A 15459-nucleotide genomic window follows, 5' to 3' on the forward strand; every position below is an offset into this window, starting at 1 on the left:
TATACGCTAGGTTTTGTAAGGGGAGGCGAAATTATCCCGTGCAAATAACGGAAATAGATTGTTATGGAGGTGGGGCGGGACATTGACAGGTGACCGGACTAAGAAATAATTTTTTGAAACGTAACAATATCTAAGTATTGACCCCATTTGAAGCCGACCTCACGATAGTGTGCACATTGTTGGTAGCCATTTCGGGTGAACATGTGGATGCTAGCTGAATTATCTGCGCAAACAGTTGCAATTAAAGAATGGAAGCCGCGCTCTTTCGCGAACGCTTCTATATATTGAATAGCGGCAGATCCAATTCCTTTGCCGACGCATGTTGGATGAAGATAAATAGTTACTTCACCAGTTGTATCATATGCTTGTTTTTTCTTATGGGGCATAACTTGAACATAGCCTTGCAGCTTCTCATTAAGCAGAATGACATACGTGTGAAAACGGGGATTAGCGTGGACGACACTTTCAGTGAACTCGGGTAATGCAACAGGCTCGGTGTGGAAAGAATAAGTTGAATGAATAACAAAATGATTGTAAATATCCATCAATATTGGAATGTCGGGGAACTCTATTGGCTTGAATGTTAAGGTTGACATGATGTGGCACCTCGCTGCGTGTAGAAGTCAATCTGTAATATGAGTTGGAATTGGGAAGTTAATCCTTGCTTCGTAATGACATTTTCAAATAGACATTCCGTCCTAATCCATGTATCTTAGATATTATATCTACTAGAATTAGGGGGAGTCACATGTCGGGCAATACAAGTTATATTCTCGTGATCGTCATTGGTGTTATCGTACTCGCTGGCCTGACTTACATGAATCTTCGGAAAATAAGCAAGTCTACAGCTGACTTGACACAGCTTAAGAAAAGAACGCTTCTGTGGAGCGAGATCTCCCTTGCGTTGTTCGTTGTGCAATTGTTTTTCCGTGATCGTAACGGCGGCTTCTTATTGTTCTTCGGTATACTCACCCTATTCACAGGGGCTCATTACTTAGGTATCTTATACTATTCACGCAAAAGAAACCGATAAAAGCGAAGAGGCTCTCCACGTAGCTAGCTACGGAGGGGGCCTCTATTTTATTGTTTCAATCAACTAGGCCAGCAAGGTTGTTCTAGTCGTTCCAATTCGTTGGCTTCGTCTTTGTCGGCGTTTTCCATTTCTGATACCACTTCTTCTTCTGCTTCTGTCCCATTAGTGTTCGTAACTGCAACATCACAAGCTTGGCACGGTCTTCATCGGCATACTTGTCGCGTAGATTCTCAAATACAGGCTGATCTTTCATGGCTAACCTTCTTTTCTGACTGCAGAGTGAATGTAAAATACAGGGAATGTATGTTCTTGTTTTTGATTATAGCATAAAATGGAAGAGAGAATCAATCCTAGCAGAAGGAGAGCGTGTTGTAAATGTGGAATGTACATAGCAGTCAAACAAATTCTTAACGAGGTGAACAATGAAAAGGTTTATTCTATCTTTACTAGTGCTCTCTGTCCCAATTGGTGTAGCGGGAGCTGCTACATTAAATGGGGATTATGAAGGTAATCCTATTGTACAAGTAACATCCGATGGACAAAGTTTAAAAGTCGATGAATTACCAGCGATGATTTATAAAGATCACACGGTTGTGCCTTTGTCGATGTTACGACAACTTGGAGTTCTCGTGACGTGGAATCCTGCTACATATAGTGTAAACGTGACAATGCCCCAATCCGCATCAGCGAACCCATTAAACCCTGCCAAACAAGAGTCCGAGAACTTGATGAGTGTCTATCAATGGCTGAAAGATACGGATACAGCTATACTAACTTTCACACAACAACTTCAGCTTTATGCTAGTTTAACGAATGGTAGTGAATTTGTGAGTCAATTAAATATGGATTTTGAAGACTTAATGAAACAATATAATGAATCCATCCAAATGGCACTAAAGCTTTTGGGAACCGTGAGTCATTCCGATGATCTTAAATCCCTCATTAAGAGTGAAGGCGATGCTTACACCAATGTTCAACAAACAAAGAACTTGTTAGTGTTTAAACTTACTGGAAATAGTATACCCGAATTTGAGAAGCAATTTGGCATCAGCTTGTTAAACGCTACGCGATCGGCACAAAAAAACTTGAACAACACGAATGCCATCATTCATGAACTGCAACGCAAGAATAACGAGCTTTTGCAAGTTAAATCTACGAATACAAGTACCTAGGCTATAGGGGGATAAGATGTGTTGTATCGGATGTGTGTGATATTCGTTTTATTTGCAGCAATGTTGCTTAACAGTAGCTATACCCCTAGAAGTTATGCCAATGATGGGGGGGGGCTCGGTCAGAGCACAGATTCAATTGAGGATTAACGATGCTGCAGCCACAGTAAATGGGCAGAAAACGACGCTTTCAACACCGCCTGTACTGCTTAATAATACGACAATGGTTCCTCTCCGTTTTATTGCAGATGCCTTGAAGGCAGATTTAAAATGGAATACTGAGGACCAGTCCATCACTCTCAAGTTTGAGGGGCATTCGATAAGACTGTCTATTAATAACAGAATTGTCCGTATCGATAATCAAAGTAAGACGTTAGACCAGCCAGCAGTCATAGTGAATAGTACTACGCTAGTGCCGCTGCGATTTATTGCAGAAAGCTTGAATCAGATAGTTGCTTACAATGAAGACACGAAATCCATTACGATTACAACGCCTCATCCGAGAGCAACGGAGATTCGCATCGACAACTTAATGACGGCTTCGAATATGGGTTTTACCTATAATTTTTTTATCGAACGCCCGAATGTGAACGTGATTAGTATGGCCTCAGATCAACACAATCTGATCTATATCTTAGAGCAAAATGCAGCTACCGAGATGAGTTTTATCCTTCGTGTCTATAATGAAGTAACAGGCGAAATGAAAGTGATGTACAGCGGCTTCGATCAGAGTTTTAATTTTGACTACACGGATCCGAAGTTTGGGGAGCAGCATTTTAACGCCAGTGTGCTCTCGCCGCGCAAACTTGTCTATGATTCGAAATTGGATAAGCTTTATTTAATGGCTACCAGTAATTTTTCATCCGAAACCAACGTATCCACTGTCATTTATGAGATTGCACCAAGTGTTCGAATGATGACCTATGCAATCGGGAAAACGACGTATCACCCGGGCAACTTTATGGGGACGCCAGACGGCAAACGCTTCTACTTCAGTGATATTCTTCATGATCACATCTATGCTGGTGAATCTGGTCAGCAAGCAAATATATTCCTGTCGTATACCCCTGATAAAGAAAATGTCAAACTGGCAGCTGTTGAAAATGATGGGAAACTGTTTGTTCTAGATGTATCCAAGCAATCTATTTATGAACTGCAGCAATCAGGAAATTTGAGGTTCGTAGCTCCCCTAGACATAAAGGAAGAAATTTTGAGAATACATGAGAACAACGGGACTTTCTATGTCGAAGGGCAACGACAGATTTGGGAAGTCAAGACAACGGGGGAGACTCAACCATATGTGGGGCTGAAAGATATTGCTGCTTATAACAACGGTCTCTATCTGCCCAAAACCAATACGTACGACGCCAGTGTTTTTGCCAATATGGGGGCTTCGTATGGAGGGATGTTATCCTTAAACGTTTTTGCGATTAATCAACATGGTAATGTCGTGTTGTATGATGGAGCGTACCATTTGTTGAGGAGGATTAATGTTTATAGGCAATAGGGGTTAATGAATTGCAAGAGGCCTATTCCTTTCGGGATAGGCTTTTTAAAACTGTGATTTTCATATTAGATATATGCTAACTTAATTGACCTTTTTTTCCTTGTGCGCCTAAATATCGGAGCATTTCGGTGCGCGTAAAACCATACTTGATAACAAGTGTATTAATGTGGACGACTTGATCGTCTAGATTTTGCTCACTATTAAACTCCGTATCTAACGTTTTTTGAAGATCTTCTGGAAACTGTGTATTCGCAGTAGCGCCTTGAGAAACAAAAGTCTTATTGATGGTTGCAGGTGTTTCTTTTGGTTTTACTTTATCAGGTGTTTCATCATGTGCTGGATTTAGCAATTGTTGCTGGTAGCGTTGTTCGGTAATTCCTTCTTCTAATGTTGGCGGATACACCTGTTTTGAAAGGCTAGGATGTAAAATAACAGTGATATCATTTTTTTCGATAACATTTTTTCCTAACTCCTGCAGACAGGCTCCCCAATGGATATGAGCTTCAGAGGGGATTTTAGTAATATTCTTCAGCTTCGTTAAAGCATTCACTTGAATTACATGATCTTGAGGGTCAATCCACTCATTTTTGTCGGCATCCAGCTTTAATTCGGGTATGTAGTCTCCAGGCTGTATCACCTTAGGAAACTCAGATTCACTAGCATTTTCCCATAAAGCTTTTGTAAAAGACTCGCAAACCCCGCCAAACTTCTTTTTCAATAAAGCAAAATCGGAATTTGTAATTTCTCGGATACTGCCTGGTGGAAGTGGTCCCTTATCACGAAGCCACTTAGAAACCTCTCTATTTAAAGTTGAACCATATGGACCGTATAATGTAATTGTTAAATTAGGATTTAATTCACTTTTGCTTAAGTTACTGTAACCATGTCCGTGTATTACCTTTGAGAGAGGATCAAAAGTGCTTATTTGAGATTTGATTTCTTTCATTAATTTTATTGCTTCATGCTCATTTGGATTAGTGGCCGTTTTTCCGCCATTTTCAAAATATTCATTAGTTCCTTCGTTGTACCTGTGGAAATAGACATCATCAAAATACATATGATCATGAAGTGGATCCTTGACCCATTTACCTTGTATAACATTCTGTGGGGACGCTTGAATAGATACGCTTTTCTGATTAGTTTGTGATTGTGAAGTGAGCATGCGGCCAACTCTCTGATTGCCTATGCTTCTTTGGAGTTGCATGACTTGGCTATAAAGTGATGAATGCGGTGTAGTCAAGTTAGCTTCAGATTGTTTGGGATTAGATGTCTGCTTACGTGATGTATGGTTGGATACATGTTTAATAAACATCATAAATTTCCTCCTATTTCTCAACGAAAGGGGTAATTTCCTGAATTTAACATTCTCCATAATTTGGTAATTTCCTTTATTTGTTAAGAAGTATAATTTCCGTGATCGTGGTGACTAGGAAAAGGAGACTTGATAAGAGAAACCGTCAATTGTGCACCGTTCCATGCGAGGTGTCGTACAGTTGGCATATCTTAGACGAGGGGTAAAGCGGGTTGATACACTCGTATTTAATGAAGTCATGGTAACGATTACAAACGAACAGTTAAAATCTTCATCTAAGTATGCTACAATGTCGGTAGTAGAGTAAAATAAACGGCCGATTGAGATTGCAAAAGACGAAAAATACAGGAACTCACCTTCCCGTACTTATTTGTTGCTCTTAAACCCTGTGTAACTCAAATTTAATTGAAAATGTTTTTTAATGCTGTTCAGATATAAAAAAATGAAGAATCTTAATTAACATTGAGGGGTTAATGGGTGATATGAGTGGCGGATAAAGTTGTCTTAAAAGAAGCTTTGACTAAGCAACCATTTGGAATTATTGGCTATGAAATATTGAATGAAGATCAGATATTCGTTGAATATGCTAATAAGTATGGATTTAGGGTGGCGGTTCGTGATTTAAAGATTGCTCGGTCGGAATGGGATAGATTAATCAAGCTCATGAGAAGTAGATGAAGCAAATGAGCAAGAGTGTCAGGGGTTCCGTTAGTTTTTCTTAAGATCCAAATTTGAATTTAATGTTCGAATCCTCAAGCGAGTAAGTTCATAACTGTATCTTGAGATATTAATTAGTAGAGAATTTTATTAGGATTCCTTGAACTTGTAGGAGTCCTTTTTTATGTTGCCTTGGTGATTTTAATGTAAAACGTCTGGGCTGCGCACCTGAAGTACGTCTTAGAGTACACAATTAGATATGCAAGACAGAAGGGCTCCATATGGTGGGGGAGAGGTACTTAGACTGTTTAATCGCAGATTGGCATTCTTGGCTTGGTGTAGAGAATGGAGCCGAATAAAAAGGAGGGAACGAACATGAAATGGAAGCAAGAGCTATTGTGGGTTAAAAGAGGTGATCCAATTGTTATGCCAGTTTTGTGGTGCTTTGGATGAAAATGAGTTGCTAGAGCGTGGAGAGCCAAAGTTAATTGAAATATACAATCAGACAAAGGTTAAGTAAAATCATTGCAATACCAAAAACTATACCAGCTCATCCTCCTATTCTGACTGAACGAGGAGAATGCACACCTTGTATTCGCATTTTTATAATTTGAAGTATGCTTAGCATAATCACAAACAAGCCAAAGTAAATTTCATTGAAAATAGAAAGAACCCCTGGCTCCTAGCAAGACTATGGAGTTGGAACGTATGTTCTTGTAGCTTATATTAACACACCGCGTGGGTGTGAGGGAATGGGAAACAAAGATTATCTAATGAGTACAAACGAACGGCGGCCATGTTGAGAAAAACTTTCTGAAGATAAAACTAGAAAGATCAAAGACATGGAGCAGCTTGTTCATAATAAAAGTTTCTCTCATTGCATGGACGAAACAAATATACTCGGAGATTGTTTTTTCTAACGACGAGAATAAATAGTTAAAAACCCACCTAAAAATAAAAGGTGGGTTTAACTTTGTAAGTGTAATTAGTTTTTATCATGCAGATGTATCCAGGCTTAATAATCGGGAATGCACGGGGAAACAGTCTATTTTTTTGTTATTTCATGAAATTACCTGAAAACTGCTTCACAACCTCTTGTATTTCTCCTAATTTTTCTGGTTTCAGTAAACTAATCATTTTAGGTACGAATTGCATAATGTCTTCTTGTGAAAAGGTGCCCTCTTCTTGTTTTTTGAAGTTAAGCAAAAGAATTTCTTTTGCCTCTTCCTCTTTACCTTCTTGAACCCTATCCAAAATAAATCCTAAAAACTTTTCTTGACCTGCCTTGTCCATGGTGAATACCTCCTAGATTAAAGGTGAGAACCACCTTTCAATATCGAAGTTAGTATAACATCTTTTAGGATTACGTCAAAAACTTCGTGACCACCAAAGGCATTTTGACCGAATACCAAGGAGCAAGATTTAATGCCATATTATTTTTATAGAGATGTTGGTTCTCTTTTTTGTAGTAAGCAAGCCACAATATTATTGAGGATGCATTTCAAATAATGTTAGTCTTTATCCCAAATCCGATATTACTCAAGGAGGTACTAATTTGAGAATCGAAACTATTAACGTCCTCCTCAGGCCCCGGACACTCCCGGTGAGATCATGTATGCCGTGGTTAAGGTTATACGAACGTATGATCTTGCGGCTATTCTAACGGATGTTGGGAGTGTTCGCAAATGAAGGATAACAATACGAACAAAGAAAATGAAGAGTTTTTGCTTAAGCACGAGCTCGCGTAAATCGAAGGTATACTGGAAACCAAGTCAAAGTATCGTAAAATCATTCAAGACGGTATTGATCGCTGAGTAAAAGACTTTCAGGATGGACGTATTGAGATCAAGCCAGTTGAGGATTTGATGAAGTTGATTGAGATTGATTTGGAGTTACAAAAGGATGAATTATAGAGGACTTTTAATAATTGAGAAGAATAGTAATATTTGTAAGTGCGAGTTTGTTGAGAAAGGTGGGTTGAGTAAATGAATATTGTTGTCATTATGTTTATTGCGTTTGCTGTTTTCTGTGTGATTGGTGTGTTTAACAAAGGTAATAAGGGGCGCCACGACCAAAATGACAGCTCCACTTTTTTTGTGAATAACTCGTCGTCGGATAATTCGAGTCAAGATATCAACCATCATCACAACAATCATTACAACAATCATCATAGTCATAGTCATAGTCATCAAGACCACCATCATCATGATTCTTCAAGTGGAGGAGGAAGTGATAGCGGTGGTGGTGGCAGTAGTGATTAATTAAGAGAGTCAATTTGACTCTCTTTTTTCTAGCAAATCTGGTATTTCAGAGGTGGGTGATATGAAATGCCAAGAGAGCGCAGCCCCGACAGAAATAAAGCAAAACAAAGTTGGCTCGTAAATACCGGCAAACTGAAACTCAAGGATCTTGTTACTGAGCTCGGCCTTGTTGAAACCAGATATGGAAATGGAAAAGCCAAGATAAATGGGAAGCATCGTAGTAAGGGACGTTATAGGTATTCCTATCTACTTCGACAGTCCCGATGTGTTTGAATGCGCGGAGCAATTAGTCTCAAAGCTGTTCTGCGGAAACAGAGTTATGGATTGTTGCTCAATTCACAGGCGACGTAAGTCCCAAAGACCTTTATGACTCGCCGTGGTTACTGACTATTAATGTAGAAAGTGATGGTGGCAATGAATAGATTCCTTCAAACGTAATTAACTTTAGATTCGTTACTAAAACCAACAATTGTAGCAGCAGCAAGTGCTTTTATCAGCTCTTTCATTGCAGATACCTTCGAGGGGGGAAGTTTTGGGTATTCTTTTTGTGCATTAACATCATTAATGCCGACTGGATCTCGGGTACAGCTGCAGCAAAAAAGGGCGACATCTATTCTAACTGCACTTCCTACTGCTACATTTGCTTATTCAGGTAAGTTAATAAATGGTTTACCTGTAATACTAGGTTCTGATCAGCTGCATACAACATCCGCAGATACCAATGTTACAGGTAATGATGTATATAATTCCAATCAAGTAACCGATACAACACCACCAGCTGTACCGATGGGGCTTGTTGCAGAAAGTGGTCAGGATTCTTCTGTACCATTATCTTGGAGTGCTGTTACAACACCTGATTTAGCAAGTTATAAAATCTATATAGACGGAGTTTATGCAAACACTTTACCAGCTACACAAACAAGTTACGTAGTTCATGGATTAACTAATGGAATTCAGTATAGCTTCCAAATTTCAGTATTCGATTTACAATCACCATCAAATGAATCTTTGAAATCAACTGAAGCAACCGCAACACCAAAAGCACCAACAGTCAATCGCGCCTTGCTAGTTGTTACGTTAGTAAACGGACTTGAAAAAGAATACGATCTCTCAATGACAGAGGTTAATGCATTTATCACTTGGTATAACGGTAGAGCGGAAGGAACAGGATCTGAAGTGTATGCTTTTAACAAAACATTCAATCTAGCTTATTTTTTGAGTCGTAAAGACTATATCGCTTTAGTAAAATTGAAACTTTCGAAGTTAGTGAATATGAGGTTACTACACCTTAACAAAGATTAAGTAATTCAATTACAAGAGTAAAATCGCCTGAGGGAGCATCCCTTGGGCTTTTTTTATTTATATTGAATTATTTAATAGAATCGCGTCACTCACGGAATTCTCGTTATTACTTACTCAAATTACATTATTTACCTGGAAATGTTTAGACGTATTATGTTGAATGAAGTAATATTTACCGAGTAACGTAAATTTAGTAAAAGGTGGTATTTATTTTGAAAAAAGGATTTCTATCGTCAATTTTATTTTTAGTATTCTCATTATTTTTTTCAATGAATTTTGCTTTTGCTGCAGGGGATACATGGGTCGATAAGGCAAATATGCTTACTCCAGAGGCAAAGCTAAGTGCAGCAACAGTGAATGGAAAAATATATACCTTTGGTTCGTCTGCCGGTACTATACAAGAGTATGATCCTACTTTGAATTCATGGACAAGTAAAGGCTCTTTCCCTACAAATGTATGGGCTCAAACTGGGCTTTCCTTTCAAGGTTTAATTTATTTTTTAAATAACACCAATAAGGTTGTTGCATATGATCCGGTTGCAAACACATGGACTGAAAAATCGACCACTCCATTTACGGGCGGAGTAACAGCTTGTGCTGTACTTAATAATAAAATTTATTATTCTTATGTATGGGCTGGCTTCCTACAAGAATATGATCCTGTTTCTAATAGTTGGGCACAAAAGGCGGATATTCCAATTGAAACGAAAGACGGAGCTTCACTGGCTGCTGCAAACAACAAATTGTATCTAGTAGGTGGTCACGATAGATATGGAAACTCTCATAAACAGTTACTTGAATATGATCCAGGCACGAATGTTTGGACTCAAAAAACAAGTATGAATTTTGCCAGATCAGGCTTAACAGTTCAAACTGTGAATAATCATATTCTTGCAATTGGTGGTCTATCTGGAGCTGCTCAATATACAAATGCGGTTGAAGAATATGATCCAATAACCAATACATGGACTATTAGATCAAGTCTACATCATGCAAGACACTTTCTCGCATCGGCTACAGTAGGGACCAAAATTTATGTAATGGGTGGATGGGATAACCCACAAGGAGTAGCTACTGTATACAATGAAGAGTACACAGCAGATATTAGTGTTCCGACTTTACCTAGTAACTTGTCTGCAAGTGGAGCTAACTCTCAAATTAACTTAACTTGGGATTCAGTTGTTAGTGCAGCAAGTTATAGCATTAAAAGATCAACAACAGCTGGCGGCCCGTACACAACAATCGCTAGTGACGTAACTGGTACGACATACACAGATAGCGCAGTTACAAATGGAACAACATACTATTATGTTGTAACAGCAGTTAATGCTGGCGGAGAAAGTGGAAATTCTAACGAAGCATCAGCAACTCCTACGGCTCCGACAGTTCCGGTGGCTTCAGGTCGTGCTCTTGTAGTAATAACATTAGTAAACGGACTTGAAAAAGAATACGATCTATCGATGACTGAGGTTAACGCATTTATTACTTGGTACAACGGACGTGCAGAAGGTACGGGATCCGAAGTGTATGCTTTTAACAAAACTTATAACCTATCAAAATTTTTAAGTCGCAAAGACTACATTGCATTCAGTAAAATTGAAACTTTCGAAGTTAGTGAATATGAGGTTGCTACTCCTTAACAAAGATCAAGCAATTCAATAACAAGAGAAAATCGACTGAGGGAGTATCCCTTGGGCGATTTTTATTTTCAGCAATAATTAACGGCACCCTGCTAGCAAAGAACTAGCAGGGCTCTTTCTGGTGAAGGGTGAGATCCCATTCGCCCATCATTTTTAGTTAGCTATTAGTATTCTTTCTCTTCATCAGATGGCCGTATAAAAACAATGCCCCTGTTAATCAACTCTTTTTCCAGTATTGCAATAAATTCTTCATTTAGATTCATTTTAAGTGCATCTTTGTACGCGGAAAGTAAAGCAGCGTCGCTCAGCTTAAAATTGTATTTCAATATATACTCTCCCTTTAGCGAATAGGATTCTAACCCTCGCCTTAGGTATTATGGACTATATGGAATATTTGGGTTACATTATTCGACAATAAGCATTAAATCATTTGAAGTGAATAATTGATGTTTTTTTCTATGTTATATATAGAAGCTAAAAAATCCCGAAAGTGAGATCCACTCTTGGGCTTTTTTCGTTAATCTAATGTAGATTTAGATCGATTATATTTCATTTGGTACCCTACTGGTACCTTGATCATTAAAAACAGTAGCTGTACTATAGGGAAATTAGTAACTGTTATACATAGTAAACCCGTATAGAATAAGGGTTTCTGAAAACTGTCCTATAAAATAATAACGGCGACTGCTTGCGCAGCCGCCTCATGGGAGAGGAGAAACCGGATGAAGAGCTTATGGGGAAACGTAAGCCTTCTCCGCGGTTGTCTACGACATTCTCTGATGTCGATAGTTCAAGGATGACCGCTTTACGGTAAATTTATACATCGTAGGGATAAATTTTTTGTATCAAATTAGTGCTTGTGGTACGATAGCAAAAGAATGAACCAGCATGGAAGGGACACGCACAGATGAGAGTGATTTCAGGCACGGCCAAAGGCAGGTCGTTAAAGGCTGTACCCGGTACGAGTACACGACCTACAACAGATAAAGTGAAAGAAGCGATCTTCAGTATGATCGGACCTTATTTTGACGGAGGACAGGTGCTTGATTTGTTCGCTGGCACGGGCGGGCTAGGAATTGAAGCGCTGAGCCGCGGTATGGATAAGGCGGTATTTATTGATATCGAGAAAAAAAGTATCGACACGATTGGGCATAATGTTGAAATTGCCAGGTTAAAGGATCAGGTAGAGATTTATCGGACAGATGCGGCAAGAGCGCTGAAGGTGCTGGCGAAGCGGGCGGAGAAGTTCCAACTTGTATTTCTGGATCCGCCGTACCGGATGAAAGGAATCGCAGAGCTGATGATGACGATGGAGGAACAAGCCATTGTGGAACCAGACGCCACGATTGTGGTCGAGCACGATGCTAAGGATGTACTGCTAGAAACGATTGGCAGCTTCAAGCAGCTACGTAGAGCAGACTATGGAGATACGGCGGTAACCATATTTAAACGCGATAACGCGTCCATAGAACACAGTAATTGAAGGAGATGAAAAGCATGATGAGGCAAGAACACGGTATAACAGTTGCGGTATATCCAGGGAGCTTTGATCCAGTTACCTACGGTCATCTTGATATTATACATAGAGCAGCAAAAGTATTTGATAAATTAATTGTGGCAGTGCTGAACAATACATCCAAAAATGCGCTATTCACCCTGGAAGAACGCATGGAACTGCTTCGCAAAGTAACCGCGGATCTTCCCAATGTGGAGATCGATGGTTTTCGGGATCTGATGGTCAATTATATGAAACAACGTAATGTCAGATTGATCGTTCGTGGACTTCGGGCTGTATCTGATTTTGAATATGAATTGCAAATGGCATCGACCAATCATAAGCTGAACCCGGATGTGGAAACGTTCTTTATGACGTCAAAACCGCAGTTTTCCTATTTGAGCTCAAGTATCGTGAAAGAGATTGCCAAATTCCATGGCCCCGTCGAGGATCTAGTACCTGTAGAAGTGGAAGAGGAACTACGCAAGAAATTCCCTCAGACCTAGAAGCTAGATCGAAAGGGAATTTCAAATTGACATTTAGTTAGTTTACCACTTTCCGCTGATACAAGCGCAGGCCAACCGATATGAGCAGCATAATTGTGAAAATGAAAAGGAATTGCAACAGCATTGGTCCCCATAGGCCCCATGCCGTTTCGCCGTTCAAGGGGAACGGTACCGCGGCAGCAGGATTGCTGGCTAGGTCTAACCGGAGGAAGCTAGGCTCTGTATCTAATAGGAGCAACTGCAATGGTTTCCAGAGCAAAATTGTAGTAAATAGGGCAAGCACAGCATGGAGAGCACGGGACTGTAAGAAAAAAGCATATCTAGCATCCGTTTTCTGGTGGAAGCCAGCAACTTGTGCGTGGGCGGACAACCCTCCCCAACCGAGGAAAGCACTGAGCAGCGCCATTTGTGGCAGCAGTGAGAGATCTTGAGCCTGGCTGAAAGCATAAGCCCCAAGGTGAATTTCCATCAATCCTTTGATCCATTGCGGTGTTGTGTCTGTGAAAATACCCATGAAGCTAAGAAGGAACTGGGTGACGGGGCGAAGAATGTCGGTAAAATGTGTAATCGAGATGACGTTGATTAATACAGAAAATATCATCATGTATCCGCCGATCAACATTAGCGTTTGTACAGCGGAAGTTACTGCATCTCCAAGAAGCTTGCCGAAAGTACGGCCATCTTCCCAATAAGCTTGGCGCATGGCTATAAGAGCAGATTTCCCAATAGAAATTGATTCTTTCGGCTTGGCTACTGGCGTTTTTACTCCAGGAGGAGAGATGGCTTGCTTGCTATGTCGCATCAAGAAGCCTGTTGCGAAAGCGGAAATATAATGGATAATCGCAAGTAAGATTCCTAGTTTGGCGTTATGAAGGAATCCAATCCCAATAACCATGATGAGGAATAATGGACTGCACAAATGGGAAAGGGCTGTTAACCGTTCTGTTTCTGTACGTGTAAGTAAGTTTTTTTCTCGCAGCGATGCAGTAATTCTTGCTCCCGCAGGAAATCCTACAACAAAGCCGGATGCCAACGCCCAACCGCTAACACCAGGAAGTCGGAAAAAGACGCGCATTAGCGGTTCTAGGAGTACGCCTGTCCCTTGAATGACTCCGAATCCAATTAAGAGCTCGGTCATTATAAGGAAAGGCATCAAAGCGGGAAAGACGAGCTTCCACCAAATAGTCAGCCCTTCGAGAGATGACTGAAAAGCTTTGTCGGGAAATAGAATGACAGATATAACGACCAATCCAGCCAAAGCACCCAGCACCAATGTGGTGAATTTGGCATGGAATTTTACATTAGGCATAGCATCACCTCGTCCATCGAACATGCTTCATTGTACGCAACTAGATTGGCGAATAGACCAAGCTTTCATCGAGAATAGGTAGGCCAAACAACAAGTGAAAGCAACAGGAAAGGGGAACCTGTATGGATAAGGAAGAAGAGAATACGATACGTACGTGGACGAATGATTCATATCAATATCCGAGAAGCTCGGCAACAAGGCGGTACTTAGTTTCTGCACTGGTCGGGATCATCATTGTATATTTGCTGTTTTTTGTGCGGTTGCCTTTCTTTGTTTTTATGCCAGGGACTGCAGAAGAAATTAAGTCGATGGTTTCGATTGCCAAAAGCACGGGCCCAGAAAAAGGGAATCTCATGCTAACTACCGTGCGCGTAGCTGATGCCAATATCGTGAACTATTTGGTAGGACTCGTCCATCCGTATGAAGAAATTGAGCCCAAAAAGGCTGTACTCAAGCAAGGAGAGTCCGAGCAAGAATATTCACAGCGTCAGGAATACGTCATGTTAACCTCACAGGCTAGCGCGATTCAAGCAGCTTATACGGAGGCCAAGGTTCCTTTTCATATTGATCACGAGGGTGTGATGGTCCTTCAAACTGTTCCAGGCTTGTCTGGCGAGAAAGTGCTTAAACCAGGCGATGTGCTTCTGAAGGCTGGCGACAAAGAGGTGAAAGTAGCGCAAGATCTACTAGACTCACTCGCTGGCAAAAAAGCAGGAGACACCATTTCCATTACGTATAGTAGGAAGAAAACGGAGATGCAAACGACACTCACATTGGGTGCGCTGCCTCTACAAGAGGGAGAAACCACACCGCGGGCAGGGATTGGTGTTGTTCCAGCAGGTATGCAATCGGTGAAATCCGATTCGGAAGATCAGCAGGTGACTATCAAGGCTGGTGATATTGGAGGGCCTTCAGCAGGCCTCATGTTTTCATTGGAGATTTTCAATCAGCTTGTACCTGAGGATATTACGAAAGGGTATCGCATTGCAGGAACGGGAACCATTGAAGCGGATGGCACTGTAGGACCGATTGGTGGTATTCAACACAAGATTATTGCTGCAGATCGGGAAAAAGCTGAAATTTTCTTTGCGCCTAAAAACATGACCTATAAAGACGGAACCAAGATCGAGAATTATTCCGATGCGGTCAAAAGAGCGAAGCAAATCAAAACGAAGATGGAAATTGTCGAAATCGGCACGATGGAAGATGCCTTGAAATATCTAGCAGCGTTGCCGCCGAAATAAGCCATGTCGAGTCCCAATAATATT

Annotated in this window: 17 protein-coding genes; 11 read left to right on the top strand and 6 right to left on the bottom strand. The window is 40.5% G+C overall.

What is annotated here, in order from left to right; translation table 11 throughout:
- Positions 1 to 98 precede the first annotated feature (98 nt).
- Positions 99 to 596, bottom strand: a complete 498-nt coding sequence (locus A8708_RS26925) for a GNAT family N-acetyltransferase (protein ID WP_068668777.1) — start codon at positions 594 to 596, stop codon at positions 99 to 101.
- 152 nt (positions 597 to 748) lie between these two features.
- Between A8708_RS26925 and A8708_RS26930 the strand changes: the two genes are divergently transcribed.
- Positions 749 to 1033 carry a hypothetical protein gene (locus tag A8708_RS26930; protein WP_068668779.1) on the top strand — a complete coding sequence of 95 codons (285 nt, stop codon included), beginning with the start codon at positions 749 to 751 and terminating at the stop codon, positions 1031 to 1033.
- Between the two features lie 82 nt (positions 1034 to 1115).
- Here A8708_RS26930 and A8708_RS35640 read toward each other — a convergent pair whose 3' ends face one another.
- Complete coding sequence (locus A8708_RS35640; RefSeq protein WP_157257142.1) at positions 1116 to 1286, bottom strand: hypothetical protein; 171 nt, start codon at positions 1284 to 1286, stop codon at positions 1116 to 1118.
- Positions 1287 to 1455: 169 nt separating this feature from the next.
- Between A8708_RS35640 and A8708_RS26935 the strand changes: the two genes are divergently transcribed.
- Together A8708_RS26935 and A8708_RS26940 are read left to right on the top strand one after the other, a co-directional pair.
- Complete coding sequence (locus A8708_RS26935; protein ID WP_068668781.1) at positions 1456 to 2205, top strand: hypothetical protein; 750 nt, start codon at positions 1456 to 1458, stop codon at positions 2203 to 2205.
- Positions 2206 to 2341: 136 nt separating this feature from the next.
- Complete coding sequence (locus A8708_RS26940) at positions 2342 to 3709, top strand: copper amine oxidase N-terminal domain-containing protein (protein WP_204787645.1); 1368 nt, start codon at positions 2342 to 2344, stop codon at positions 3707 to 3709.
- Between the two features lie 76 nt (positions 3710 to 3785).
- Here the strand turns inward: A8708_RS26940 and A8708_RS26945 are convergent, their stop codons facing one another.
- Positions 3786 to 5021, bottom strand: coding sequence for a putative adhesin (locus A8708_RS26945; protein ID WP_204787646.1), 1236 nt, complete (start codon positions 5019 to 5021; stop codon positions 3786 to 3788).
- Between the two features lie 486 nt (positions 5022 to 5507).
- On the opposite strand from A8708_RS26945, the gene A8708_RS26950 reads away from it, so the two are divergent.
- Positions 5508 to 5699, top strand: a complete 192-nt coding sequence (locus tag A8708_RS26950) for a hypothetical protein (RefSeq protein WP_068668787.1) — start codon at positions 5508 to 5510, stop codon at positions 5697 to 5699.
- Positions 5700 to 6734: 1035 nt separating this feature from the next.
- Here the strand turns inward: A8708_RS26950 and A8708_RS26955 are convergent.
- Entirely contained in the window at positions 6735 to 6971 is a 237-nt protein-coding gene (locus A8708_RS26955; RefSeq protein WP_068668789.1) for a hypothetical protein, read from the bottom strand.
- 692 nt (positions 6972 to 7663) lie between these two features.
- Here A8708_RS26955 and A8708_RS26960 point away from each other — a divergent pair.
- The 4 genes from A8708_RS26960 (at position 7664) to A8708_RS26975 (ending at position 10881) form a co-directional block, all read left to right on the top strand.
- On the top strand, positions 7664 to 7939 hold the full coding sequence (locus A8708_RS26960; RefSeq protein WP_068668791.1) for a hypothetical protein: 276 nt from the start codon (positions 7664 to 7666) through the stop codon (positions 7937 to 7939).
- Between the two features lie 66 nt (positions 7940 to 8005).
- Positions 8006 to 8212: a phage terminase small subunit-related protein gene (locus A8708_RS37140; RefSeq protein ID WP_068668793.1), complete on the top strand. Its 207-nt coding sequence runs from the start codon at positions 8006 to 8008 to the stop codon at positions 8210 to 8212.
- A 291-nt stretch (positions 8213 to 8503) separates the two neighbouring features.
- Positions 8504 to 9241: a fibronectin type III domain-containing protein gene (locus A8708_RS26970; protein ID WP_068668795.1), complete on the top strand. Its 738-nt coding sequence runs from the start codon at positions 8504 to 8506 to the stop codon at positions 9239 to 9241.
- 212 nt (positions 9242 to 9453) lie between these two features.
- The gene (locus A8708_RS26975) at positions 9454 to 10881 is read left to right on the top strand and encodes a fibronectin type III domain-containing protein (RefSeq protein WP_068668797.1); all 1428 of its coding nucleotides are present in this window, start codon (positions 9454 to 9456) and stop codon (positions 10879 to 10881) included.
- Between the two features lie 164 nt (positions 10882 to 11045).
- On the opposite strand, the gene sda is transcribed toward A8708_RS26975, so the two are convergent.
- A complete protein-coding gene (gene sda, locus A8708_RS35055; protein WP_239696865.1) occupies positions 11046 to 11207 on the bottom strand; it encodes a sporulation histidine kinase inhibitor Sda in 162 nt (53 codons plus the stop codon).
- Between the two features lie 581 nt (positions 11208 to 11788).
- Here sda and rsmD point away from each other — a divergent pair.
- On the top strand, positions 11789 to 12364 hold the full coding sequence (gene rsmD / locus A8708_RS26980) for a 16S rRNA (guanine(966)-N(2))-methyltransferase RsmD (protein WP_068668799.1): 576 nt from the start codon (positions 11789 to 11791) through the stop codon (positions 12362 to 12364).
- Between the two features lie 5 nt (positions 12365 to 12369).
- Positions 12370 to 12882: a pantetheine-phosphate adenylyltransferase gene (gene coaD / locus A8708_RS26985; RefSeq protein WP_420848624.1), complete on the top strand. Its 513-nt coding sequence runs from the start codon at positions 12370 to 12372 to the stop codon at positions 12880 to 12882.
- Positions 12883 to 12919: 37 nt separating this feature from the next.
- Here the strand turns inward: coaD and A8708_RS26990 are convergent, their stop codons facing one another.
- Entirely contained in the window at positions 12920 to 14191 is a 1272-nt protein-coding gene (locus tag A8708_RS26990) for a nucleoside recognition domain-containing protein (protein ID WP_068668803.1), read from the bottom strand.
- A gap of 122 nt (positions 14192 to 14313) precedes the next feature.
- Here A8708_RS26990 and A8708_RS26995 point away from each other — a divergent pair, with 122 nt between their 5' ends.
- A complete protein-coding gene (locus tag A8708_RS26995) occupies positions 14314 to 15435 on the top strand; it encodes a SepM family pheromone-processing serine protease (RefSeq protein WP_068668805.1) in 1122 nt (373 codons plus the stop codon).
- Positions 15436 to 15459 lie beyond the last annotated feature (24 nt).

The organism is Paenibacillus oryzisoli (assembly GCF_001653565.1).
Taxonomy (GTDB): domain Bacteria; phylum Bacillota; class Bacilli; order Paenibacillales; family NBRC-103111; genus Paenibacillus_E; species Paenibacillus_E oryzisoli.

What these genes read in the sequence shown, in the direction of transcription:
- coaD (WP_420848624.1), top strand. Translation starts at nt 12,370, where the DNA reads ATGAAAAGCATGATGAGGCAAGAACACGGTATAACAGTTGCGGTATAT.
- A8708_RS26995 (WP_068668805.1), top strand. Translation starts at nt 14,314, where the DNA reads ATGGATAAGGAAGAAGAGAATACGATACGTACGTGGACGAATGATTCA.
- rsmD (WP_068668799.1), top strand. Translation starts at nt 11,789, where the DNA reads ATGAGAGTGATTTCAGGCACGGCCAAAGGCAGGTCGTTAAAGGCTGTA.
- A8708_RS26990 (WP_068668803.1), bottom strand. Translation starts at nt 14,191, where the DNA reads ATGCCTAATGTAAAATTCCATGCCAAATTCACCACATTGGTGCTGGGT.
- A8708_RS26925 (WP_068668777.1), bottom strand. Translation starts at nt 596, where the DNA reads ATGTCAACCTTAACATTCAAGCCAATAGAGTTCCCCGACATTCCAATA.
- A8708_RS26970 (WP_068668795.1), top strand. Translation starts at nt 8,504, where the DNA reads ATGCCGACTGGATCTCGGGTACAGCTGCAGCAAAAAAGGGCGACATCT.
- A8708_RS26955 (WP_068668789.1), bottom strand. Translation starts at nt 6,971, where the DNA reads ATGGACAAGGCAGGTCAAGAAAAGTTTTTAGGATTTATTTTGGATAGG.
- A8708_RS26935 (WP_068668781.1), top strand. Translation starts at nt 1,456, where the DNA reads ATGAAAAGGTTTATTCTATCTTTACTAGTGCTCTCTGTCCCAATTGGT.
- A8708_RS37140 (WP_068668793.1), top strand. Translation starts at nt 8,006, where the DNA reads ATGCCAAGAGAGCGCAGCCCCGACAGAAATAAAGCAAAACAAAGTTGG.
- A8708_RS26930 (WP_068668779.1), top strand. Translation starts at nt 749, where the DNA reads ATGTCGGGCAATACAAGTTATATTCTCGTGATCGTCATTGGTGTTATC.
- A8708_RS26945 (WP_204787646.1), bottom strand. Translation starts at nt 5,021, where the DNA reads ATGTTTATTAAACATGTATCCAACCATACATCACGTAAGCAGACATCT.
- A8708_RS26960 (WP_068668791.1), top strand. Translation starts at nt 7,664, where the DNA reads ATGAATATTGTTGTCATTATGTTTATTGCGTTTGCTGTTTTCTGTGTG.
- A8708_RS35640 (WP_157257142.1), bottom strand. Translation starts at nt 1,286, where the DNA reads ATGAAAGATCAGCCTGTATTTGAGAATCTACGCGACAAGTATGCCGAT.